At 72.6% G+C, this 22,722-nt stretch carries 18 protein-coding genes and 1 pseudogene; 10 read left to right on the top strand and 9 right to left on the bottom strand.

Annotated elements, in window-relative coordinates:
* The first annotated feature begins 71 nt into the window (after window positions 1–71).
* Window positions 72–2,384, top strand: coding sequence for a 5-methyltetrahydropteroyltriglutamate--homocysteine S-methyltransferase (metE, locus tag I5Q34_RS31805; protein WP_199895905.1), 2,313 nt, complete (start codon window positions 72–74; stop codon window positions 2,382–2,384).
* 249 nt (window positions 2,385–2,633) lie between these two features.
* Here the strand turns inward: metE and I5Q34_RS31800 are convergent, their stop codons facing one another.
* The 4 genes from I5Q34_RS31800 to I5Q34_RS31785 all read right to left on the bottom strand — a co-directional run bounded on the left by I5Q34_RS31800 (window position 2,634) and on the right by I5Q34_RS31785 (window position 9,451).
* Window positions 2,634–5,399 (bottom strand): SpoIIE family protein phosphatase, encoded by a 2,766-nt coding sequence (locus I5Q34_RS31800; protein ID WP_374193078.1) that lies wholly within the window; start codon window positions 5,397–5,399, stop codon window positions 2,634–2,636.
* A gap of 350 nt (window positions 5,400–5,749) precedes the next feature.
* Entirely contained in the window at window positions 5,750–7,771 is a 2,022-nt protein-coding gene (locus I5Q34_RS31795) for a M64 family metallopeptidase (RefSeq protein ID WP_199895904.1), read from the bottom strand.
* A 1-nt stretch (window position 7,772) separates the two neighbouring features.
* The gene (locus tag I5Q34_RS31790; RefSeq protein WP_199895903.1) at window positions 7,773–8,237 is read right to left on the bottom strand and encodes a hypothetical protein; all 465 of its coding nucleotides are present in this window, start codon (window positions 8,235–8,237) and stop codon (window positions 7,773–7,775) included.
* 200 nt (window positions 8,238–8,437) lie between these two features.
* Entirely contained in the window at window positions 8,438–9,451 is a 1,014-nt protein-coding gene (locus tag I5Q34_RS31785; RefSeq protein WP_277965562.1) for an SDR family oxidoreductase, read from the bottom strand.
* A gap of 79 nt (window positions 9,452–9,530) precedes the next feature.
* On the opposite strand from I5Q34_RS31785, the pseudogene I5Q34_RS35280 reads away from it, so the two are divergent.
* Window positions 9,531–9,953, top strand: a pseudogene (locus tag I5Q34_RS35280) (polysaccharide deacetylase family protein); the annotation flags it as partial.
* 271 nt (window positions 9,954–10,224) lie between these two features.
* On the opposite strand, the gene I5Q34_RS31775 reads toward I5Q34_RS35280, so the two are convergent.
* Window positions 10,225–11,406 carry an MFS transporter gene (locus I5Q34_RS31775; RefSeq protein ID WP_374193083.1) on the bottom strand — a complete coding sequence of 394 codons (1,182 nt, stop codon included), beginning with the start codon at window positions 11,404–11,406 and terminating at the stop codon, window positions 10,225–10,227.
* 167 nt (window positions 11,407–11,573) lie between these two features.
* On the opposite strand from I5Q34_RS31775, the gene I5Q34_RS31770 reads away from it, so the two are divergent.
* A complete protein-coding gene (locus tag I5Q34_RS31770) occupies window positions 11,574–12,419 on the top strand; it encodes an SMP-30/gluconolactonase/LRE family protein (protein WP_199895901.1) in 846 nt (281 codons plus the stop codon).
* An 18-nt stretch (window positions 12,420–12,437) separates the two neighbouring features.
* Here the strand turns inward: I5Q34_RS31770 and I5Q34_RS31765 are convergent, their stop codons facing one another.
* Complete coding sequence (locus I5Q34_RS31765; RefSeq protein WP_199895900.1) at window positions 12,438–12,818, bottom strand: helix-turn-helix domain-containing protein; 381 nt, start codon at window positions 12,816–12,818, stop codon at window positions 12,438–12,440.
* A gap of 140 nt (window positions 12,819–12,958) precedes the next feature.
* On the opposite strand from I5Q34_RS31765, the gene I5Q34_RS31760 reads away from it, so the two are divergent.
* The 6 genes from I5Q34_RS31760 (at window position 12,959) to I5Q34_RS31735 (ending at window position 16,130) form a co-directional block, all read left to right on the top strand.
* Entirely contained in the window at window positions 12,959–13,210 is a 252-nt protein-coding gene (locus I5Q34_RS31760; RefSeq protein WP_199895899.1) for a hypothetical protein, read from the top strand.
* Window positions 13,182–13,709 carry a DUF6879 family protein gene (locus I5Q34_RS31755; protein WP_199895898.1) on the top strand — a complete coding sequence of 176 codons (528 nt, stop codon included), beginning with the start codon at window positions 13,182–13,184 and terminating at the stop codon, window positions 13,707–13,709. The genes I5Q34_RS31760 and I5Q34_RS31755 overlap by 29 nt, the downstream gene beginning before the upstream one ends.
* A 28-nt stretch (window positions 13,710–13,737) precedes the next feature.
* Window positions 13,738–14,586: a helix-turn-helix transcriptional regulator gene (locus I5Q34_RS31750; protein ID WP_199895897.1), complete on the top strand. Its 849-nt coding sequence runs from the start codon at window positions 13,738–13,740 to the stop codon at window positions 14,584–14,586.
* Between the two features lie 63 nt (window positions 14,587–14,649).
* Entirely contained in the window at window positions 14,650–14,946 is a 297-nt protein-coding gene (locus I5Q34_RS31745; RefSeq protein ID WP_199895896.1) for a hypothetical protein, read from the top strand.
* A gap of 312 nt (window positions 14,947–15,258) precedes the next feature.
* Entirely contained in the window at window positions 15,259–15,441 is a 183-nt protein-coding gene (locus tag I5Q34_RS31740; protein ID WP_199895895.1) for a hypothetical protein, read from the top strand.
* Window positions 15,442–15,629: 188 nt separating this feature from the next.
* On the top strand, window positions 15,630–16,130 hold the full coding sequence (locus tag I5Q34_RS31735; protein WP_199895894.1) for a GNAT family N-acetyltransferase: 501 nt from the start codon (window positions 15,630–15,632) through the stop codon (window positions 16,128–16,130).
* Between the two features lie 74 nt (window positions 16,131–16,204).
* Here the strand turns inward: I5Q34_RS31735 and I5Q34_RS31730 are convergent, their stop codons facing one another.
* The 3 genes from I5Q34_RS31730 to I5Q34_RS31720 form a co-directional block, all read right to left on the bottom strand.
* Window positions 16,205–17,692 carry a M28 family metallopeptidase gene (locus I5Q34_RS31730; protein WP_277965560.1) on the bottom strand — a complete coding sequence of 496 codons (1,488 nt, stop codon included), beginning with the start codon at window positions 17,690–17,692 and terminating at the stop codon, window positions 16,205–16,207.
* 174 nt (window positions 17,693–17,866) lie between these two features.
* Complete coding sequence (locus I5Q34_RS31725) at window positions 17,867–18,844, bottom strand: serine protease (protein WP_199895893.1); 978 nt, start codon at window positions 18,842–18,844, stop codon at window positions 17,867–17,869.
* 645 nt (window positions 18,845–19,489) lie between these two features.
* Window positions 19,490–21,253 (bottom strand): FAD-dependent oxidoreductase, encoded by a 1,764-nt coding sequence (locus tag I5Q34_RS31720; RefSeq protein WP_277965559.1) that lies wholly within the window; start codon window positions 21,251–21,253, stop codon window positions 19,490–19,492.
* A 294-nt stretch (window positions 21,254–21,547) separates the two neighbouring features.
* On the opposite strand from I5Q34_RS31720, the gene I5Q34_RS31715 reads away from it, so the two are divergent.
* On the top strand, window positions 21,548–22,552 hold the full coding sequence (locus I5Q34_RS31715) for a helix-turn-helix transcriptional regulator (protein WP_199895892.1): 1,005 nt from the start codon (window positions 21,548–21,550) through the stop codon (window positions 22,550–22,552).
* Window positions 22,553–22,722 lie beyond the last annotated feature (170 nt).

Genomic DNA, 22,722 nt, shown 5'->3' with positions numbered 1-22,722 from the left:
CGGTCGTTCGTCCCTTCGCGTCTTCGCACCCGTCCCCGGGACGCCGATCAGTGCTCGCGAAGGAGAGTGTTGTGACCAGCAAGTCCGCAGCCGCGGCAGCACGGGCCACCGTGTACGGCTACCCCCGCCAGGGTGCCGGCCGGGAACTGAAGAAGGCCGTCGAGGGCTACTGGAAGGGCCGGGTCGACGCCGCCGGACTCCGGCGCACCGCCGCCGCGCTGCGCGCCGCCACCTGGCGGGGCCTCGCCGAGGCCGGGGTGCACGAGGTGCCGACCGGCGACTTCTCGTACTACGACCACGTCCTGGACACCACCGTCATGGTCGGCGCGATCCCCGCCCGGCACCGCGCCGCCGTCGAGGCGGACGCCCTGGACGGCTACTTCGCCATGGCCCGGGGGACGCAGGACGTCGCGCCCCTGGAGATGACCAAGTGGTTCGACACCAACTACCACTACCTGGTGCCCGAACTGGGCCCGGACACCGTCTTCACGGCCGACTCCACCAAGCAGGTCACCGAGTTCCGCGAGGCCCGCGCGCTCGGCCTCGACGCGCGCCCCGTCCTCGTCGGTCCCCTCACCTACCTCCTGCTCGCCAAGCCCGCCCCGGGCGTCGCGGCCGGCTTCGACCCGCTGACCCTGCTCGACCGGCTGCTGCCCGTCTACGCCGAGGTCCTCGCGGACCTGCGGGCCGCCGGCGCCGAGTGGGTCCAGCTCGACGAGCCCGCCCTCGTCCAGGACCGCACCCCGGCCGAACTGAGCGCCGCCGCACGGGTCTACCGGGATCTCGGCGCCCTCACCGACCGGCCGAAGCTGCTGGTCGCCTCCTACTTCGACCGGCTCGGCGACGCGCTGCCCGTCCTCGCCAAGGCCCCCGTCGACGGCCTCGCCCTGGACTTCACCGGACCCGCCGCCGGCAACCTCGACGACCTCGCGGCCGTGGGCGGCCTGCCCGGCAAGCGGCTGGTCGCCGGCGTCGTGGACGGCCGCAACGTGTGGATCAACGACCTCGCCGGGTCGCTGACCACCCTCGGCACGCTCCTCGGCCTCGCCGGACGCGTGGACGTCGCGGCGTCCTGCTCGCTGCTGCACGTGCCGCTCGACGTGACCGCCGAACGGGACATCGACGGGCAGATCGTCCGCTGGCTCGCCTTCGCCCGCCAGAAGACCACCGAGGTCGTCCTCCTGGCGCGCGCCCTGGAGCGCGGCACCGACGCGATCGCCGCCGAACTCGCCGCCAACCGGGCCGATCTGGCCTCCAGGGCGGGCTCGCCCATCACCCACGACCCGGCCGTGCGCTCCCGCACCGCCGCCGTCACCGACGCCGACGCGCGGCGCGCGCTCCCGTACCCCGGGCGGGCCGCCGCCCAGCGCGCGCGGCTCGGCCTGCCGCCGCTGCCGACGACCACCATCGGCTCCTTCCCGCAGACCACCGAACTGCGCACCGCCCGCGCCGACCTGCGCGCCGGGCGCATCGACACCACGGGCTACGAGGAGCGGATCGAGGCCGAGATCCGCGAGGTCATCTCCTTCCAGGAGAAGGCCGGGATCGACGTCCTGGTGCACGGCGAGCCCGAACGCAACGACATGGTCCAGTACTTCGCCGAGCAGCTCACGGGGTATCTGGCCACGCAGCACGGCTGGGTGCAGTCCTACGGCACGCGGTACGTGCGTCCGCCGATCCTCGCCGGCGACATCTCCCGCCCGGGCCCGATGACCGTCCGCTGGACCTCCTACGCCCAGTCGCTGACCGGCCGTCCCGTCAAGGGCATGCTGACCGGTCCCGTCACCATGCTCGCCTGGTCCTTCGTCCGCGACGACCAGCCGCTCGGCGAGACCGCCCGGCAGGTCGCCCTCGCCCTGCGCGACGAGGTCGCCGACCTGGAGGCCGCGGGGACGTCCGTCATCCAGGTGGACGAGCCGGCGCTGCGGGAGACGCTGCCGCTGCGGGCCGCCGGGCGCCCGGGGTACCTCGCGTGGGCCACGGAGGCGTTCCGCCTCTCCACGTCGGGGGTGCGGGCGGAGACCCAGATCCATACGCACATGTGCTACGCCGAGTTCGGCGATGTACTCCAGGCGATCGACGACCTCGATGCCGATGTCATCAGCCTGGAGGCGGCGCGTTCGCACATGCAGGTGGCGGGGGAGCTGGCTGCCGCCGGGTATCCGCGGGAGGTCGGTCCCGGTGTCTACGACATCCACTCGCCGCGGGTCCCCGACACCGGGGAGGTCACGGCGCTGCTGCGCCGGGCGCTGGCGGCCGTTCCGGCGGAGCGGCTGTGGGTGAACCCCGACTGCGGTCTGAAGACGCGGGGTTGGGTGGAGGTGCGGGAGGCGCTGGAGCATCTGGTGGCGGCGGCGCGGCAGGTGCGGGGGGAAGTGGGCTGATGCCGTAGGGGGTTCCCCGACCCCGCCCTTTCACCGTTTCCCGGGGGCTTCGCCCCCGGACCCCCGCATCGCCCTTCGGGCGATGTCCTCAAGCGCCGGACGGGCTGATTCGGCGCGCCAATCCAGCCCGTCCGGCGCTTGAGGACGAACGCGGCGCAGCCGCGTTGCACCCCCGCGCGGAGCGCGCGAGAAACGGTGAAAGTGGGGGTACCCCCTCTGGGGGAGGGTCCGGGGCACAAGCAACCCCCGTCACGACAACGGCTGCTCCGCCCAGATCACCTTCCCGCCAGGGAGATACCGCGTACCCCACCTCTCCGCCAACTGCGCCACCAGGAACAACCCCCGCCCACCCTCGTCCTCCGCCGCCGCGTACCGCAGGTGCGGCGACGTGCTGCTCGTGTCGGAGACCTCGCAGATCAGCATCCGGTCGCGCAGCAGCCGCACCCGGATCGGCCCGGACGCGTGCCGGATGGCGTTGGTGATCAGCTCGCTGAGGATCAGCTCGGTCGTGAAGACCGCCTCCTCCAGGCCCCATTCGGCGAGCTGCCGGGTCACGTCCGCCCGGGCGCGGGCCACGACCGCCGGGTCGGAGGGCAGCTCCCACTCCGCGATCCGGTCGGCCGGCAGCGTCCGCGTACGGGCCACGATCAGGGCGATGTCGTCCGTCTGCCGGTCGGGCATCAGGGCGGCGAGGACGTCCTCGCAGGTCTCCTGCGGGGTGCGGCCGGCGGCCGACAGCGCCCCGCGCAGGGCGGCCAGCCCCTCGTCGATGTCCCGGCGGCGGTCCTCGACCAGGCCGTCGGTGTACAGGACGAGGCCGCTGCCCTCCGGCAGGCGCAGTTCGGCGGCCTCGAACGGCAGGCCGCCCAGGCCCAGCGGCGGCCCGGCGGGGAGTTCGGGGAAGTCCACCGTGCCGTCCGGCGAGACCAGGGCCGGCAGGGGGTGGCCGGCGCGCGCCAGGGAACAGACGCCGGACACCGGGTCGTAGACCGCGTACAGGCAGGTGGCGCCCGCGACGGACGGCTCGTCCTCCGCGTCCGCCGCCTCCTGGTCGATGCGGGCCACCAACTCGTCGAGGTGGCCGAGGAGTTCGTCCGGGGGCAGGTCGAGGGTGGAGAAGTTCAGCACGGCCGTGCGCAGCCGGCCCATGGTGGCGGCGGCGTGCAGCCCGTGCCCGACCACGTCGCCCACCACCAGGGCGACCCGCGCGCCGGGCAGCGGGATGACGTCGAACCAGTCGCCGCCCACCCCGGCCTGGGCCGGCAGGTAGCGGTAGGCGACGTCCAGGGCGTTCTGCTCGGGCAGGCCGCGCGGCAGCAGGCTGTGCTGGAGGGCGACGGCCATGTCGTGCTCGCGGGTGTAGCGGCGGGCGTTGTCGACGCACACGGCGGCGCGCGCCGCCAGCTCCTCGGCGAGCGATAGGTCGTCCTCCTCGAAGGGCGCGCTGTCCCGGGTGCGCCAGAAGGTGGCGATGCCCAGCAGCACGCCCCGCGCCTTCAGCGGCACCGTGATCATCGAGACGAGGCCGTAGTCCAGCACGGCCTGGGTGCGGGACGGGTCCTGGGTGCGCCAGCCGGAGGAGGCGGCCAGGTCGGGGACGAGCACGGGGTGGCCGCTGACGAACCCGATGGCCTGCGGGGTCGGCCCCGCGAAGGTGACCAGCTCGCCCGCCGGGTAGAGCGGGCTGTCGTCCGTCGGACCGGTGAGCGCCACCCGGCGCAGCACCGCCTCCGCGCCGCCCCGCGCCGACAGCTTGGGCTCGTCGCCGTGCAGCACGGGCTCGGCGAGGTCCACGGAGGCGTAGTCGGTGAACCGGGGCGAGGCCACCCGGGTGAGCTCCTCGGCGGTGCGCCGGACGTCGAGGGTCGTGCCGACGGCCACGCTCGCGTCGTACAGCAGCCGCAGCCGCCCGCGCGCCACCTCCGCCCGGCCGGCCAGGGCCCGCAGCTCGGTGGAGTCCCGCAGGGTGGCGACGCTGCCGGGCGGGCCGCCGCCGCGGTCGGTGGGCCGGAGGTTGACGGCCAGCAGCCGGTCGCCGACGGGCAGCACCTCGTCGGTGACCGCGCGCCGGGACGACAGGACCGTGGCCGTCCGCGCGTCGAGCCCCAGCTCGTCGACGGGCCGGCCCTCCACGTCCGCCGGCAGGTCCAGCAGGCGCCGCGCCTCGTCGTTGGCCAGCAGGAGGCGTCCGTCGCCGCCGACGATGACCACGCCCTCGCGCACGGCGTGCAGCACCGCGTCGTGGTGTTCGTACATCCGGGTCATCTCGGCCGGGCCCAGGCCGTGGGTCTGCCGCCGCAGCCGCCGGCTGACCAGCGCCGTGCCCGCCGTGGCCAGGGCGAGGGCCGCCGCGCCGGCGCCGAGGACGAAGGGCAGCTGCCGGTCGAAGGCGCTGCTGACCGCGCTGACCTTGATCCCGGAGGCGACCACGCCGATGATCGCGCCGCTCGCGTCGCGCACCGGGACGATGGCCTGGACCTCCTGGCCGAGCGGGCCGTGCACGTCCTCGATAGTGATCTTCCCGGAGGTCACGGTGGGCCCGATGGTGCCGACGAAGCGCTTGCCGATCTCCCCCGGCTCGGGGTGGGTGTACCGCATGCCGTCGCGGTCGGTGACGACGATGAAGTCGACGCCGCCGCGCTTGCGGGCCTCCTCGGTCAGCGGCTGGAGGACGGCCGACGGGTCGGGGCCCTCCATCACGGCGGGCAGCCCGGGCGCCTGCGCGAACGCCTCGGCCGCGGCGAGCGACCGGTCGCGCGCCGCCTGGAACCTGTCGCTCCGCGCCTGGAACAGCAGCGTGCCGACCGCGGCCACGACGAGCAGCAGCACGATCAGCACCTGCAGCAGGAACATCTGGCCGGCGACGCTGCGGGTGCTCTTCACCGCCCACGGACGCCGCGACGACGCCCCGCGTGGACTGTGCCGCCACTGCCGCCGCTCGTGCCGACTGCCCGCGCGCCGGCCGGCGAACCAGCGGCCCGAGGGCCTCCAGGAGCGGCCCCGGATTCGGGCCATACCCCATGTCTACCGTGGTGCCCCGCGCGGCGCGAACGTTGGACGCCGCGCGGGGGGCCGGTCCGTCCCCTCACCACTCCTCGTCGGCGAGCCCGGCGTCCCGGTCCTCGTCGCTGACCACCTGGTTCAGCGTGTCCTCCTTCATCTGCTCGATCTCGTCCGCCACGTCTCGCTCCGAGAAGGTCATCTGCCGCTCCTCACACAGCTCGGGAGAGAGGTCGGGTGCTCTTACCGCACGCAGTCCTCATCCCACACGCAGGCACGCCGGAGCGCAGCCTTCCGCCGCTCGAACGGGTGATCCGCGGTGCAATCGGCGTCGGATCGCCGGTGGCATCGGGTCGCCGGTGGCGTCAGATGGAGAACACCCCGTGGTCGTACCACCCCATCCCCGGGATCTGGTCCCACCAGGCGCTCCACACCCTCCCGTTGGCCCCCGCCCAGAAGACGTCCAGATGCCCCGACGTCCGGGCGACCGCGGTGACGCCCGTGCCCGGGGCCGCCGGGACCGGGAAGTCGCGGGCGACGGGGAAGACCCCGTGGTCGTACCAGCCCATTCCCGCCTGCTGGTCCCACCAGGCGCTCCACACCTTGCCGTCGGTGCCGGTCCAGAAGACGTCGAGGTGCCCCGAGGTCCGGGCGACGGCGGCGACGCCGGTGCCGGGTGCGGGCGGGACGGGGAAGGAGGCGGAGACCGGGAAGGCGCCGTGGTCGTACCAGCCCATGCCGGGGATCTGGTCCCACCAGGCGCTCCAGATCTTGCCGTCGGTGCCGGCCCAGAAGACGTCCAGGTGCCCCGAGGTCCGGGCGACGGCGGCGATGCCGGTATCGGGCGCGGGCGGGACCGGGAAGTCGCGGGCGATGGGGAACGCCCCGTGGTCCCACCAGCCCATCCCGGCGCCCTGGTCCCACCAGTTGCTCCAGATCTTGCCGTCGCTCCCCGCCCAGAAGACATCCAGATGCCCGGACGTCCGGGCCACCGACGCGACGGCGGTCGCCTCCGTCGGAAACACGGGGAAGTCGCGGGCGATGGGGAAGGCGCCGTGGTCGTACCAGCCCATTCCCGCCTGCTGGTCCCACCAGTTGCTCCAGATCTTCCGGTCCACCCCGGTCCAGAAGACGTCCAGGTGCCCGGACGTCCGGGCCACCGCGGAGAGGCCCGTGCCCGGCGAGGCGGCGGCCGGGAAGTCGCGGGCGATGGGGAAGGCGCCGTGGTCGTACCAGCCCATCCCGGCGCCCTGGTCCCACCAGTTGCTCCAGATCTTCCCGTCCAGCCCGGTCCAGAAGACGTCCAGGTGCCCGGACGTCCGGGCCACCGTGGCCACGGCCGCGTCGTGGGCCACCGGCACGGGGAAGTCGCGGGCGATCGGGAACGCACCGTGGTCGCCCCAGCCCATCCCGGGCGCCTGGTCCCACCAGTTGCTCCACACCTTGCCGTCGGTGTTCGCCCAGAAGACGTCCAGGTGGCCCGAGGTCCGCGCGACCGCGGCGACCCGGTTCACGACGACCGGCAGGTGGGGCGCCAGCGTCTGGCGGATCCGGCGCTCGCACACGGCGCAGAAGGGATTGCCGAGCGCCCGCATCCGGCAGGTGAACTGCGGCCGGTACGCGGCGCAGTGGTAGTAGTGGGCGCCCTCGAAAGCGCCGACGGTGTTCGCGCCCACCGGACTGGGCTGCGGGTCGCACACCGCGCAGTTCGCGTTCCGCGTCGTCGGCAGGGCGGTGGCACCCAGGATCAGGTCCCGCCACTTGTTGGTCGTCCGGCCCGCGTCGATCGTGACGTTGGGCTCGGCCGGCTCCAGCGCCGGGTGGACGTTGCGGTCGGTGTCGACACCGCAGCCGAGGTAGTACTCGTACTCGTCCGCCAGACCGAACGCGGTGTGGCCCATCTCGTGCAGGCCGATCTCGTTCGCGTTGGCCGCGAGCGAGAAGACCGCGACCTGGCCGCCGGACCCGCCGTACACCGCGGAGTTGACGATGACCATCACCATGTTCCACTGCGGCACGGCGTTCCCCGCCGCCGTCAGCGCCGTGCCCGTGTCGACGGTCAGGAGCCGGCGGGCGCCGTTGTTGCAGAACGCCGCGTCGAAGTACGTCCGGGCCGTCGCCCCCGTGCCGCCGCAGGCCGCGGGGTCGTCCGCCCCGCTGTCGGTGGACCGGACGTCCACCCGGTACACGTTGACCGCGGACCGCAGGGCGGTGAACGGCGCGGTGGCGAAGAGGGTGTTGACGAAGTTCTGGGTATCGGTGGCGAACTGCCCCAGCTGCGCGTTCTGGTAGCCGTCCCCCATGATCACCAGGTTCCAGCGGACCGTCGCCGGACCGTTGTCGACGATTTTCGTGGTGCCGACGACGGCCCCGTCCCCCGTACCCATCTCAGCGTCCCCCCTCGTCCGTACCCGCCTCGTCCGCGCCCGGACCCAGGGCGAAGCGCGCCACCTCCGTCGCGGGAGCGGCGGTCGCCCCCGGGGCCGGCGGGCTGCTCACCAGCGCGATGTGATCGGCGTCCGCCAGGTCGGGGACCAGCACCGCGAAGGCCCCCTTCGGCTCGTCCACCGGCACCCGGGCGAGCGAGCGCTCCGGGTCGTCGGAGAACACCTCGGCGTCGTGGCGCACCGGAGGGTGCATGACGCGCCGGTAGAGCGGGTGGAGACCCGCGTCCCGGACCTCCACCCAGAAGCCGTGCAGGTCCTGCTCCGGGTGGAGCGGGTCGCCGGGCGGCGGGACCATCTCCACCCGCTGCCGGGAGACCAGACGGATGTCCGTCCCCTCGTACTCGAAGATCAGCCGGACGGCCGTCTGCCGCCCGGGAACGGAGTCGTTGCGCGGTGCCGTGGTCACGGCCCACCCCCTAGGTAGGGGCCCGTGGAACGCGCTGCGCCAGGGCCCGTGGAGCGGAGAATCGCGATGGATACGGGCCCGGCGGGGCGGGCGGAAGGAGCCCGGGAACCCTGTCGGGTTCCGGCGTCGTACTGGTCATGGTGCGGCCGCGCCGGGGAGTGGCGCAATACGGCCGAACGGGTGACCCGCGCGGGCGGCCCTCAGCGGCGCCGCCGCAGCCCCGCCGCGCCCACTCCGGCCGCCGCCGCGACCGCCGCCACCGCGCCGCGGTGCCGGGCCAGCCACGGCTGCACCCCGTGGCGGACCGCCCGGTCGTCGAAGGTGCCGTGCGCCCCGAAGTCGTGCCCGTCGGGACCGTCCTCCGGGTGCCAGAGATTGACCGGGTCCATGTCCTCCCGCGGCAGCACCGTCTGCTGGGAGGCGAAGGCCGTCCGGGCCAGACAGCGGTCCAGCAGCCCCGGCGCCACCGCGTTGGCCAGCAGTGCGGCGACCGTGCTGCCGCCGACCCAGTGCTCGCGCCGGTCCGGATGGTCGGCCGCGTGGACGATCGCCCGCGCCGCCACCTCCGGCTGGTAGACCGGCGGGACGGGCCGCGGGCGGTGCGGCAGACGGGACAGCGCCCAGCGGAACTGGGGGGTGTTCAGGGCCGGCAACTGCACCATCGTCGTGCGCACCTTGCTGCCCTCGTGCAGCAGCTCGCAGCGCAGCGCCTCGTTCATGCCCTGGATCGCGTGCTCCGCCCCGCAGTAGGCCGCCTGCAGCGGCATCCCCCGGTACGCCTGCGCCGAGCCGACCTGGACGATCGTGCCGTGGTCGCGCGGCAGCATCCGTGACAGCGCGGCGTGCGTGCCGTACACGCAGCCCAGATAGGTGACCTCGGTGGCGCGCCGGAACTCGTCCGGCTCGATCTCGACGAAGGGCGCGAAGACGGTCGCGGAGGCGTTGTTGACCCAGACGTCCACCGGGCCGAACGCCTCCTCCACCCGGTCCGCCGCCGCGCGCACGGCGAGGTGGTCGGCCACGTCCACGGGCACGACCAGCGCCTGCCCGCCGGCCTCGACGACCTCGCGCGCGGCGGCGTCGAGGCCCCTGCGGCCCCGGGCCAGCAGGGCGACCCGGTCGCCGCGCGCGGCGAAGGCCCGCGCCGTGGCGCGTCCGACGCCGCCGCTCGCCCCGGTGACGACGACGGTCCGCGGTCCGCTGCGTGTGTTCACCGCCGCCGGGTACCCCTCGCATACCGGGGCAAACCCCCGATCGGTCGCCGCCCTCGCGCGCCCGCGCCGCCCGCCGCGCATGCTCGGCCCTGTGAGACCTCTCCGCGCGCCGGCCGCCGCCCTGCTGCTCCTCCTCTGCCTGCCCACGGGCACGGCCCGCGCCGCGCCCGTCGAGCACTTCTACGGCTCCGCCAACCGCACCTTCGCCACGCCCGACCGCCGCGTCGCCCTCACCTTCAACGCCGCCTGGGACACCGCCGGGCTCGACGAGGTGCTGCGCACCCTGCGCCGGTACCGGGCGCCCGCCACCTTCTTCCCCACCGGGCAGTTCGCCGAGCGCCACCCGGACGCCGTGCGCGCCATGGCCCGGGAGCACGGCGTCGGCAGCCACTCCCACACCCACCCGCACTTCGCCGGGCTCTCCCGCGCCGGGGTGGAGCGGGAGGTCACGGCCGCCGACCGCGCGCTGCGCGCCACCGGGACCGTCCCGCTGCCGTTCTTCCGCTTCCCCTACGGCGAGGCGACGCCGCAGGGCATCGCCCACGTCAACTCCCTCGGATTCGCGGACATCGAGTGGACCACGGACACCAAGGGCTACGTCGGCACCGCCGGCGGCATGACCGTCGAGCAGGCGGTGCGGCGCGTCGCCGATGTGCTGGCGCCCGGCGCGATCGTCCAGATGCACGTCGGCTCCGGCGACGGCTCGGGACAGGTGCTGGACGCCGAGGCGCTGCCGAGGGTCATCGACCTGGTGCGGTCGCGGGGTTACGAGGTCAGCGACCTGCGGACGCTGCTCGACCCCCCTGCCCCGTCCGCCCCGGCCGCGCGTCGACCCTCCCCGGCACCTCCGGCTCGCGCAACGGGCGCAGCAGCAGCCAGCCGACGCCGGGCAGGACGATCAGCGGGGCGAGGGCCGTCCGCAGGGACGCCGCGTCGGCCACGGCACCGATGGCCGGACCGGCGATCCCGCCGACGCTGATGGCCAGCCCCAGGGTGACGCCGCCGGCCGTGCCCACGTGCCGGGGCAGGTAGTCCTGGCCGAGCGTGACGTGCAGCGAGAACGGCACGTACAGACAGGCCGAGGTCAGCGCGACGAACACGTAGAGCGCCGGGCCGGGGACGAGGACGACGCCGGCGACGGCGAGGACGGACAGCGCGTACGACCGGCGCACGACGGTGACGCGGCTGTACCGGTTCGCCAGGCGTCCGCCGGCCACCGTGCCCACGGCGCCGCCCAGGTAGAGCACGAACAGGGCGGCCGTGCCCGCGACTTCGCCGCCGCCGGCGCGCTGGCGCACGTACAGCGAGATGAACGCGCTCAGCCCGACGAAGACGACGGAACGGCACATGATGGCCCCCGACAACAGGGCGAACGACCGCCAGTCGTCGCGGCGCCCGTCCGCACCGACGGCCGGTCCCGGCCCGGGCCGTCCCTCCGTCCGCGGCACCGCCACGTACAGCACCGCCGCCGCCAGCGCCGGTACGGCCAGCAGCGGCGAGGCCCGCAGACCGCCCGTGGCGACGACGGCCGCCACCAGCAACGGGGCCGCCGCGAAGCCGATGTTGCCGCCGAGCGAGAACCAGCCCATGGCGGAGTGATCGCCCCCGGCCGCGCGGCGGGCCACCCGCGCCGCCTCGGGATGGTAGGCCGCGACCCCGATCCCCGACACGGCCACCACGGCGAGGGTCACCGCGTACGACCCGCCGACCCCGCTCAGCGCGACCCCGCCGCCCGCCGCCACCGTGCTCACCGGCAGCAGCCACGGCATCCGCCACCGGTCGGTGAGCATCCCGAACAACGGCTGTACGACGGACGACAGGAGGGACGCGGCCAGGACGATCCCGGAGGCGGCGGCGTAGGTGTACTCCCGCTCGGAGACGAAGAACGGCACCAGCGCGGCGACCGCGCCCTGATAGACGTCCACGCACGCGTGGCCGGCGGACAGCAGTCGTATGACGTTTCGTTGTGAGGACACCTGTTGATCGTGTCGCCGTCGCCGCGTGTCGCGCTTCCGATAAAAGGCCATTCTGTACCGGAATTCCGCCATGCTACAACGGTGCGATGATGCGCTTACGATCTCTGCTCCTGACGGCAAGCCTGGCGACAACACTGCTCGTTGGCGTGCAGCCGACGGCATCGGCCGCGGACCACTGCCCGAAAACCGCGACCGCGACGGTCTTCCGCCCCGGCGGCATCCCCCTCACGGACTGGCGCGAGAACCTGGAGTTCGACGGCCGCGGCACGCTCTGGGTCTCGCACCTCACCAAGAACCGCGTCGAGGGGTACGCCCCCGACGGCACGCTGCGCACCACCGTCCCGGTGAACGGCCCGGGCGGCATCCGCCGCGGCCCCGACGGCCGCATGTACGTCAACTACGGCGTCAGCCCCCTGGCCCGCGACGCCGGCATCGTCCGCTTCGACCCGGCCTCCGACCGCCCCCGCCCCGAGAAGGCCGTCACCGGCACCCGCGGCATCAACGGCCTGGCGATCGACGACGCCGGCAACTTCTACCTCACCCGTGAACTCGCCACCGGCATCCTCAAGATCCGCCCCGACGGCACGCGCGACGAGGAGTGGACGCGCAAGGCGGCCGTCTTCGGCACCAACGGCCTGGCCCTGGAGGGCGACCACCTCTACGCGAGCGTCATCACCGACCTGAGATCCTCGATCGTCCGCGTCCCCCTGGACGACCCTTCCCACCACACCACTGTCGCGCGCCTGAGCCCGAATCCCTTGAAGGCGAAGGTCCTGGACGACCTCACGGTCCTGGACAACGGCGACGTGGTCGTCGCCTCCTTCGCCCGGGGCGAACTCATCCGCGTCGACCCGGCCACGGGCGGCTCGTGCACCCTGGCCGCCGGGCTGCACATGCCGACGAGCGTCCGCGCGGCCCGCGGCTTCGGCCCGGACGGCGACCTGTTCGTCACGGAGGCGTCGGGGCGGATCGTGCGGGTGCGGATCGGCTGACGCCCCGGCCCAATGGGATCACCGGCCTCCAGGCCCGGCCGGTCGTTTCCGGGGAACTCCTTCCGGGGACAGTCCGGTCGGGCACCGCCGTCGCAGATGCGTCATGCGGTGATCGCCCGTCAGTACCCTGCGCCGGTCCGTCATGAGGGCGTGGAACCCGGTCGGGGAACAGCCGGTCGGCATGCGGAAGTCGCGGTTGAGGTGCGGCTGGTCGGCGTAGCCGGACGCTGCGGCGGCGTCCGCCCATGAGAGCAGCCCGGTGTCGTACCTCAGGGACAGGCACCGCTTCAGCCGGGCGATGCGGGCCACGGTCTTGGGAGGCAGTCCGATCTCCCGGCGGAACCGGGCGTTCAAGTGCTGGCGGGACCAGCCCACTTCGTCCGCCACCCCGATCCGCATGTCGCCGGAGAGCGTCGAGAGCTCGGGGCTCTCTGCGCCTGGGCGCTCCCCTGTGGACTGCGTGCGCCCTTGACCAGGATGGCCCCAAGAGGCAATGGTCATGCAACCAACCGCAACTGGTCTGATAGTAGGAGGCAGTCATGGATCTACGGTTCATCGGGATCGACCCGAACACCGGGCACAACGAGTGCCCTGCGGTGTGGGTAGATTTGGCGAAAGACCCTGAGCCCAACCTTGTCTTCCAAGGATGGCTGGCCGACCAGGAGACCCAGGACGAGTGCCTGAAGAACAGTCCCAAGCCCGACACGGAAGCAGTGATCCGCATCCCGGCCCGCATGGTGCCGCTGATCAGGAAGGCGTGCGATGCCGCTGAGCGAGCAGCCCAGCTTTAGGGAGCTTCTGGAGTCAGCCCAACTGTCCGCTGTGCACCTGGAGATGCGGGACTCCTACGGGATCGGACCGGAGGCGGGAGACTTCGCGCGGTGGAAGGCTGTGGGGGAGCGGGATGTCGATCCTGGTTCGGACTACTGGGCCCCGTGGGTTGACCTCATCCGCCGAACTGTTGCACGAGGCGTCGTCGTTCGTCGGGCCCGGATCGTGTCCGAGCCGGTGACCGAGTACGTCAGGTACGAGCATGCCGGCACTTCGGTCAACCTCGCGGCTGGGGAGCAGGTCCACTGGCTGTCGCGTCGGCAAGCGTCGGACATCGCCTTGCCCGGAAACGACTTCTGGTTGTTCGATGGCCGGTTGGTGATGTTCAATCACTTCACCGGCGACGGTGCGTCGGCGGGCCCCTCGGTGACCGAGGATCCCGCTACTGCCAAGCTGTGTGCCGCCGCGTTCGAAGCAGTGTGGGAGCGCGGCACCCCGCACGAGAAATACAAGGTCTGACCAAGCGCTACCACCGGACTGCCAGTACATGCCCACGTCGCCCTCATCCAGTGCCCAGGCCGCCCGTGAAGCTCTTGCCGAGCGGCTGAGGGAGATACGGCTGGACGCGGGGCTCACAGGGCATGACCTGGCGGTCCGGTGCGGTTGGCACAAAGCGAAGTCGAGCCGCATCGAGAACGCCAGGACTGCACCGTCGGATGCCGACATCCGGGCATGGTGCTTTGCCTGCGGTGCGGGAGAGCAGGCAGCCGACCTCATAGCGGCGAACCGAACTGCCGAAGCCCTGTACGTGCAGTGGAAGCGCCTCCACCGCACCGGGCTCCGTAGGATCCAAGAGTCCTACATCCCGCTGTACGAGAAGACGCGTCACTTCCGCGTCTACTGTTCCAGCGTCGTCCCCGGGTTCCTGCAGACCGAGGCGTACGCGACGGCCCTGATCTCATCCGTCGCGGCGTTTCGCGAAGCCCCCGACGATGTCGTCGACGCGGTGGCCGCCCGTCTCGCTCGCTCGCACGTCGTCCGCGACGGCAACAGGCGCTTCGCGATGCTCGTCGAAGAGTCCGTACTGCGCTACCGGGTGGGGGACGCCGAGGCCATGGCCGGTCAACTCGGCTACCTCCTGTCAGTGATGTCTCTGCCCACAGTGTCCTTGGGAGTGATCCCCTTCGAGGTCACTCGTACTCTCTGGCCGCTGGAGACGTTCAACGTCTTCGATGACAGGGAAGCTGCTGTCGAGCTCCTCACCGCGCAGGTCACCGTGACTGCTCCCGGAGAGGTGGCCATGTACGTAAAGGCGTTTGGTGATCTTCAAGGTCATGCCGTCTACGGGTCCCGTGCCCGGTCACTGATCACGTCGGCAATCGACGCCCTTGACTGATTGGACTGCAACCCACTGCAACTTTGTCGCGGTGGGCACTTGTGGTCTCCTAGCGTCATCTCCATGACCACGGACATCGAAGCAGCCGCACAGCAAGCCGACGCCTTTCTGGCAGGCAAGAAGAGAGCCGACGACACGGCGTTCATGCTGGGGCGAGTGCTCAAGGAGATGGGCATCAGGGTCGGGGACCGGGATTCGTGGCCGCAGCTGACGGGCCGGGCGTCCCTGTCCGGGGAGCCGTACGTTTACCTGGGCACGGTGCCGCTGATGACGGCCCGGAAGCTGATCGATGCCCTCGTCTACGCGGAGTCGGTGAAACGGAGCGTGCCGGAGCAGCGCGCGTTCCGTCCCGATGTCTGAGCCAAGGGTTTGCCCCGGTGCTGTGATCGCATGGGTCCGCCGGGGGGGCGATGAAGGTCATGATGACGAGCGATCGTCTTCCTCAGCGGATGCCTCGCCCATGACCTTGCGGGGACAGCGCGCGCGGTCGCACAGCGACGAGCTCTTCTCCGAGTGGCATGGGAAGCGGCTCGAGTACGTGATGTCCACACCAACCTGTCGCTCCTGGCGGATCCTCATGCCGAGTTCGCGGCAGGACTACGACTGCCCCGGTTGCCCACTGGCGCCAGGGTTCCGAGCACTGGTTCTGCTCCGACGATTCATGGGCTGGTCATGGCGCACGACACGGCCCATCAGTGGGGGCCTCGCCGGCTGTACGACGAAGTGGCCGACGCGATGGCCTGGTGGGAGGAGGAAGGACGGCCGGAGATCCTCGATTTCGGGCCGACCGTGACGGAGGCGGGACGGACCGTCTGGCTCAAGGGCGAGGGCAGCCACGTCGGCCGGGTTGACTGAAACCCATTTGCCCAGGCCGGGGCGAGGTTGCTACCGTCCCGTCCGCGCAAGGAGCGCGTGATCACTGGACCAGGGAGGTTGATGAATATGGCCGCCGTCGGCCTTCATCGGCATGCCCTCGTCCGGCCCGTGCGATAGCCGCTGCGGCGGAGCGCGGTCCGGTCGTTCCCAACGACCAGGAGTGATACGTGACTTCCCTCTTCCATACCCATGCAGACCTGATCACCGACCGCCTCGTTCTCCGGCCCTGGACCACGGCCGAGGCCGCCGGCGTCCTCGCCGGCGACCGGTCGGCGCGCTGGGCCGACGACTTTCCCACCGAGGGCGATCTCGTCGTGGCCGGGCTCTTCGGGGAGTTCCCCGGCTGGCTCGGCGAGTTCGGGCACCGGGTGATCGTCGAGCGCGACAGCGGGCTGACCGTGGGGTCGCTCGGGCTGTTCTGGCCGCCTGCCGAAGGAGCCCTGGAGATCGGGTACGGCGTCGTGGCCTCGCGCCGGGGGCGGGGGTACGCCTCCGAGGCGGCCCGGGCCCTGGCGGAGTTCGGGCTCGCCGCACCGGAGGTGCGCACCGTGTTCGCCAACGTGGAGCTGTCCAACCCGGCCTCGGTCCGGGTGCTGGAGAAGGCGGGGTTCCGCCGGGCCGCGGATGACGGGGAGCTGGCCCGGTTCGAGATGACCCGGGAGAAGTGAGCCGGGAGAAGTGATCCGGGGGGCTCCGGCGCGTACGTACGCATGTGCCGGAGCCCCGAGCTCCTCGCCGGGAGTCAGCCCAGCGAGCTCAGGTCATGCGCGTAAATGCCCACCGCGTGCGCGATCACATCGATGTTGGTGTCGAAGTACTTCAGGTCGATGTTCTGAAGGGTGTCGCCCTTGGAGTGGTAGTTGGGGTCGTACGCGACGCCCGCCGTGCCGCCGAACTTCTCGGCCTGCTCCTTGGTCTTGATGCCCTCGGCGCCCGTGAAGGTGCCGCCCGCGGGGATGCCGGCGTCGATGAACGGGCCGTAGTCCGAGCGGCCGTCGAAGTCGGTGCCCTCGTGGGGCTTGTGCTTGCGGTCGAGGTAGCCGGTGATCAGCTTCTCGATCTCGGCGGAGCCCTTGGGGCCGGGGCCGGAGCCCTTGTGGTCGGAGTCGTCGCCGTCGTAGACGAGTTCGGCCGCGTTGGGCGAGGCGATCATGTCGAAGTTGAGGTAGAGCGCGATCTTCTTGCGCTGCTCGGGGGAGAGCTGCTTGACGTAGTGGTCGGAGCCGAGCAGGCCGAGCTCCTCGCCGGACCACCAGGCGAAGCGCACCTTGTTGGTGGGGTGCTGGGTCTTGCGGGCGAGCTTGAGAGCGACCTCCAGCAGGCCGGCGGAGCCGGAGCCGTTGTCGTTGATGCCCGGGCCCTCGGGGACGGAGTCGAGGTGGCTGCCGAGCGCGACCACGTGGTCCGCGTCGCCGCCGCGCGTCTCGGCGACGACGTTGCGGGTGGTCTTCGCGATGTGCTGCTGCTGGACGGTGAGGGAGAGCTTGACCGGGCCCTTGGCGGCGGCCGCGGTGAGCGCCTCGCCGTCGGCCAGGGAGATGCCCGCGGTGGGGATCTTCCCGTCGGCGGGGCTGTCGAAGCGCGGCCGCGCCGGGGCCGTTCCGCTGTGGTTGTAGATGATCGCGCCGATCGCGCCCGCCTTGGCGGCCGCCGCCTGCTTCTCGGCGTAGCCGCAGACCCCGCGCTTGATCAGGGCTATCTTCCCGGTGAAGGTGTCCGAGGCGTAGTCGTCCGCGGTGCAGCCGGGCGTCTCGTCCGCACGCGCGACGGCGATCTGCGCCTGGATCCCGGCGGCGGGGGTGGACGGCGACAACTTGCCCGCCGTGACCTTCAGTTCGCGCGGGTCCGGGGAGAGGACGGACAGCTTCTCGGCCGTCGTCTTCGCGTCCCAGATGGTGAAGTCCTGGTACGAGACGCGGTATCCGGCCTGCTTGAGGAGCTTGTACACGTACGTGGTGGACGCCTCGTGGCCCGGCGTCCCCGCGGCGCGGTTGCCGCCGTTGGCGTCGGCGATCCGCTGGAACGCCTTCAGGTGCCGGTAGGCACCCTTCGCCGACGACTCCCGCTCCAGCTGTCTCGCGAGCCGCTCGGCCTTGCGGTGCTGCCGCGCCGGGTCGTCCCCGGTCCGGGCGTCGGCGGGCGAGGCGGCGATCAGGACGGGGGCGGCGACGGCGGTGGCGACGAGGGCGGTCAGCGCCCTGCGGCCGCGGTTCCGGTGGGGAAGGCGCACGGGGATCCCTTCGACAGGCGGGCCCCTTTCGTCAAGGCCCGCTATTGGCACGGACCTTACGGAGCACACGCGTCCGGCGGGAGCCCCTGGCCGGTAGTTGACACGAGATCGCCACATGCCGGACATCCCGCCGGACGCGTGCACCGGATCAGCGGACCGGGTCAGCGGACCGGATCAGGTGTTCTGCGCCTGGTCGTAAAGCTTCTTCGCCTCGTCACCGAAGTACGGGCCGAACATGGTGTTGGGCAGGAAGGTGTAGCCGAAGCTGTTCACCGACGCCTGCAGGCCCGTGCCCGTCTTCTCGTCGAAGGAGGTGAACCAGGGGCCGCCGCTGGAGCCGCCGGTCATGTTGCAGCCCAGGCCATGGTCCTTGGTGAGCAGGAAGTCCTTCGTCGAGGTGCCGCTGCAGTGGACGAGCTTGCTCCCGTCGTACGGCGAGGCGGCCGGGAAGCCGAAGGCGTACATGGCGCGGCCGTAGGCGCCGTTGAAGTCCAGGCCCTGGCCGCCGACCACGTCGGTGAGCTTCTTCCCGTCGAGCGGGGCGACGACGGCGGCGCCGATGTCGTTGTTCATGTCCTCGCTCGCCGTCCACTGCGGGGTGGAGAGCGTCTTGGTCGCGGCCCACGTGCCGTACGGGGTCTGGCCGTCGTGGTAACCGGGCACGAACGTCCAGTTGGTGTGCCAGTTGCCCTGGTACTTCACGCAGTGCCCGGCCGTGATCACGGTGCTGCCGTTCCCGCTGGTGACCGCGTCGCCGGAGCAGGAGGCGTTGCGGCCCTGCATGGTGAAGAACACCCGGCCGGAGGTCTTGACGACCGCCCCGCCGCCCGTCCACGGGCCGCCGGCCTGCGGGAAGGACCGCACGGCCGGGTGCGCGGGGGCGGGGGTCGGGGCGACGGTGGTGTGCTCGCCGGTATTCGTCGGTGCGGCGCCGGGGTGGTGGCCGGGCGCGACGTCGAGCGGGGTGGCCGAGCGCATGCGTTCGGGCGTCCAGTAGGCGGCAACCTGCTTCTGAGAGGCGGGAGTTGTGGCCGCCGCGTGCTCGGTCGCAGGCGGGGCGGCGGCGTCGGCCGTCAGGCCCGGGAGGGCGAGCGAGCCGGCGGACAGCAGGGCGGCGGCCGCGACGGCGGTCGTACGGGGGTGGCGTCTCACGCGTACTCCTTCTGCGGGGGGCCGGTCCGCGCGGGGCGCGGGCCGGGCAGACGAGTGGTGCGGTTTCGACGGTGCGAGACGGTGCGAAGGGTAAGGGTGCGTGAGTTGACAGGAGCTCGTCAAGTCTGTGACGGGTCAATCCGAAAGCGGGCAGTTGAGGTGTGCGCGGCCGCGTGACTGTCCGGTTTTCACAGCCGAATTGCCCGTAAGTGCCGGTGCGGTTGCCGTGAGGCCGGCGCGCCGTGGGGTCCGCGTCGGCCGCGTCGACGGCATGCGGCGGGGGTGTCCGCGAGGAGACGTACGGCCCGGTCGGCGCACTCGGTGCGCACCGGCGCCCCGGCCTTCGACGCGGTGCACGGCCGGCCGTACTTCGACTGGCCGGCGCGGCACCCGGAGGCGGCGGCCTTCAACAGGGCCCAGGCCGCCCTCCTGACCCAGCGGTGGCCGCCGCTGCTGGACCGCGACCGGCGGGACGCGAGGGCGGTGGTCGACGTGGGCGGCCGCGAACGGACCGGGCCGGCGCGCGCTGCTCGACGCGAGCGGCTTCCGCCCGGAGCGGGTCGACCACGGCGTCCGCTCCTCGCTGCTGACGGCGGTGCCCGATCAACAGGCAATAGGCCGGGCACCGCCCTCGGCGACCGGGGGTCAGCCCACGTCGTACGCGTTCCGCAGCCCCAGCCGCCACCGCGTCTCGTCCCGCCGCTTGGCCGCCTCCAGCGCCGGCGCCCGGTGCAGCGGGGTGATCGTGCACCGCTCGGCGCCCGAACCGGCCTCGTCCAGCAGGGCGTTGACTGCCGCCCGGGCCGACGCGTTGGCGCCCTCCATGGTCGCCAGGTCGATGTCCGTGACGACGTAGTCGCCGGCCAGGAAGAGGTTCGGGACGGCGGTGCGGGCCGTCGGGCGGTTGGCCCAGGTGCCGACGGGGTGGATGAGGAGCTGTTCGTCGTTGGTGGCCCGGGAGCCGCCGAGTTCGACGGCCGGGTCCAGGAACCAGGAGTGCAGCACGGAGTCCCTCAGCACCGTGCGGCCGGTGTCGTTGAGGCTCGCCTTGAGCTGGGCCCACACCTCGCGCGCGACCTCTTCGCGGGTGCACTGCTTGGCCGTCTTGCCGTAGAGGATGCCGGGCTTGTCCCACTCGGAGACGTCGCAGGAGAGGCAGTCGGCCACCGTCCCGTCGCCGAAGTCCCGGCGGAAGTCGTGCCCGGGCCAGAACTGCGCCTGGGAGACGGAGGTGATCGACCAGGCGGAGTCGATGTGGTTGATGTGACCGTGGACGATCGGCGTCGGCTCGGTGAGGTAGAACTGGATGCCGGTCATCCAGTCCGTCTGCAGCCGGTCGCAGCGGGCCAGTTGGGGATCGGCCGCCCGGACCGCCGCGTTCCAGGTCGTCCGGGCGTGTTCGACGGGCATGGCGGAGACGAAGTGGTCCGCCTCGGCGGTGTGCCGGGCGCCGCCCGGGCCCTCCAGGACGGCCCCGGTGATCCGCCCGCCCTCCAGCCGCAGGTCGCGCGCCGCCCACCCGGTGCGGAACTCCACGCCCAGGGAGCGCAGACGGGCGGCCCACGGGTCGATCCACGCCTCGTTGGTCGGCCCGTTGAGCAGCCGGTCCGGCGGGCCGTCCGCGCCCAGGCCGAGGGCGTTGAAGACGAACGCCTCCAGCATCGTCGCCACGGTCCGGGTGCTCGCCACCTCGGCCTTGGTCGCGACGATGTTGCGGGTGATGCCGATGCACAACAGCCGCTGGTAGGCGGGGGACATGCGCGCGGCCCGGGTGAACTCCCACCAGGGCGTGCGCTCCCAGTCGCCGACGCGGCGCCGGTCGCAGCTGGTGAACCAGACCAGCATGCGGCCCGCGAAGTGGGCGATCTCGTGCGCGGGCAGCCGGGCGAAGGTCTCCAGGAAGGCCATGAGGGCCCGCCGGAACTCGTCGGGCGTGAGCGGGGCCGGCCGGGAGCTCCAGCCGGCGAACGGGAAGCGGAGGTCCTCGAGCCCGGTGCGGGCGAAGAGCGCCTCGCTCGGCGCGACCAGATTGTCGTGCACGCCATGGGCGTTGCCGGCGAAGGGTATGCGGCGCAGGGTGTCCGGCAGGTTGTGGTAGATGCCGGGGATGAAGCGGAAGCCGTGCTCGCCCGGCAGCGGTCTGCGGCCGCCTCTCGCGCTGCCCGGTACGTCCATGCTGCGCGCCTTGCCGCCGAGGGCGCCCTTGCGCTCGTACACCGTCACCTCGAAGCCGCGTTCGGCGAGTTCGTGGGCGGCGGTCAGGCCCGCGACCCCGCCGCCCAGCACCACGACCGTCCGCGCGCCGGAGCTCCGGCGGCCGGACTTTCGGGGGCCGGGCTTTCGAGAGTCGGGCTTTCGAGGGTCGGACGCGGCCCGGGCCGTCCCCGTGAGCGCCGCCGTGGCCGCCACCGCCGCGGCCCCTCCGATGAATCCCCTGCGCGTGCTGCTGCCTGTGCTAGTGCCCGTGCTGCTGCCTGTGCGTTGCACTGTCACCACGACTCCTACGGGTGGGTAACCGGCATGTGGCGCTGGAGCATAGAGGCGCACCCGCCCCTCGCACAGCACCCGTCACGCGTGGAAGCAGGATGGCCGGAACACGCGGCTCTGTGATTGAAAGGGGGCTCCGGCCGCCCCGACCATGGACCCGTACCGGCGAACGGGCTTACACGGCGCCCGTGGGACCGGGCGGGAGGCGAAACACCTGTGGGACTGCGGATCCATTTCGGGGCCGACGATTTCGCGCGGACCAGGCTCGCGCAGTCGCCCGACCCGATGTGGGAAGTGCTGCTCAGCCTGCACATGCTCCAGACCAATGACGGCCCGCTTGTGTTCGACCGGTGGCGCCGCTCGGTGCGGGGCAGACTGGACCCCGGCGCGCGGCGCCTGCTGGCACTGGCCCCGCCGCTCGGCTACTCGCCGGACTTCCTCACCCCGGCGGCCGGTTCGGGCGGCATCGACCTGGGCATCAGCGCGCTGCTGTCCACCCCGCGCGCCCGGCTGCGCAACGACCTCACCGAACTCGCCCTGTCCAAGGGCCGGGTGGCGCCCTGGATGCGCGGCATCGCGGACGGTGACGTGGAGGCGCTGACGGGCCTCGGCGACGCGATCCGGTCGTACTACCGCCTGGCCCTCGCGCCGCACTGGTCGCGGATGCGCACCGAGGTCGGCGCCGACCTGGCCGCGCGCGGCCGGGCGGTGCCGGCGGCCGACCTGCCCGCGGGCGCCTTCGACCACCTGCTGCGGAACCTGCACCCCGGCCTGGAGTGGCAGCGTCCGGTGCTCATCATGCGCGGGCCGCACGTGGAGGGGGATCTGCACCTGGACGGCCGCGGGATACTGCTGCTGCCCTCCTTCTTCTGCTGGCGCAAACCCACGATGCTGCGCAGCCGCGACCTGCCGCCCGTGGTCGTCTACCCCATCGAGCACAGCCCCGTCCAACTGGCCGCCGCGCGGCCGCCCGGCGGGCGCGGGCAGGGGCTGGAGGCGCTGCTGGGGCGGACGCGGGCGGTGCTGCTGGAGGCCGTCGCCGCGGGCGGCACCACCACGGAGCTGGCGCGCACCGCCGACATCGCGGCCGCGACCGCCAGCCACCACGTCTCCGTCCTGCGCGAGGCCGGCCTGCTGGTGACCCGCCGGGTGGGCGGGGCCGCGCACCACACCCTCACGCCGCTGGGCGTCCAACTGCTCAACGGACGCCGGGTGGCGTGAAGGGCGGCGTGAAGGGCGGCGTGAAAGGCGGCGCGTGAAGGGTGGCGTGATACCGACCGGCCGCCGACCTGCCGGATTCGACACCGGTCGAATGCCGTGGCCCCCTTGCCCCGCCGGGCGGAACCTGGTCTCCCGGGGGATGCGGGGGAGAGACGGGGGATCGACGTGCG

The organism is Streptomyces sp. AV19 (assembly GCF_015999245.1).
Taxonomy (GTDB): Bacteria; Actinomycetota; Actinomycetes; order Streptomycetales; family Streptomycetaceae; genus Streptomyces.
Note: the sequence above shows the minus strand (reverse complement) of the source record. Positions and strands in the feature narration are given on the sequence as shown.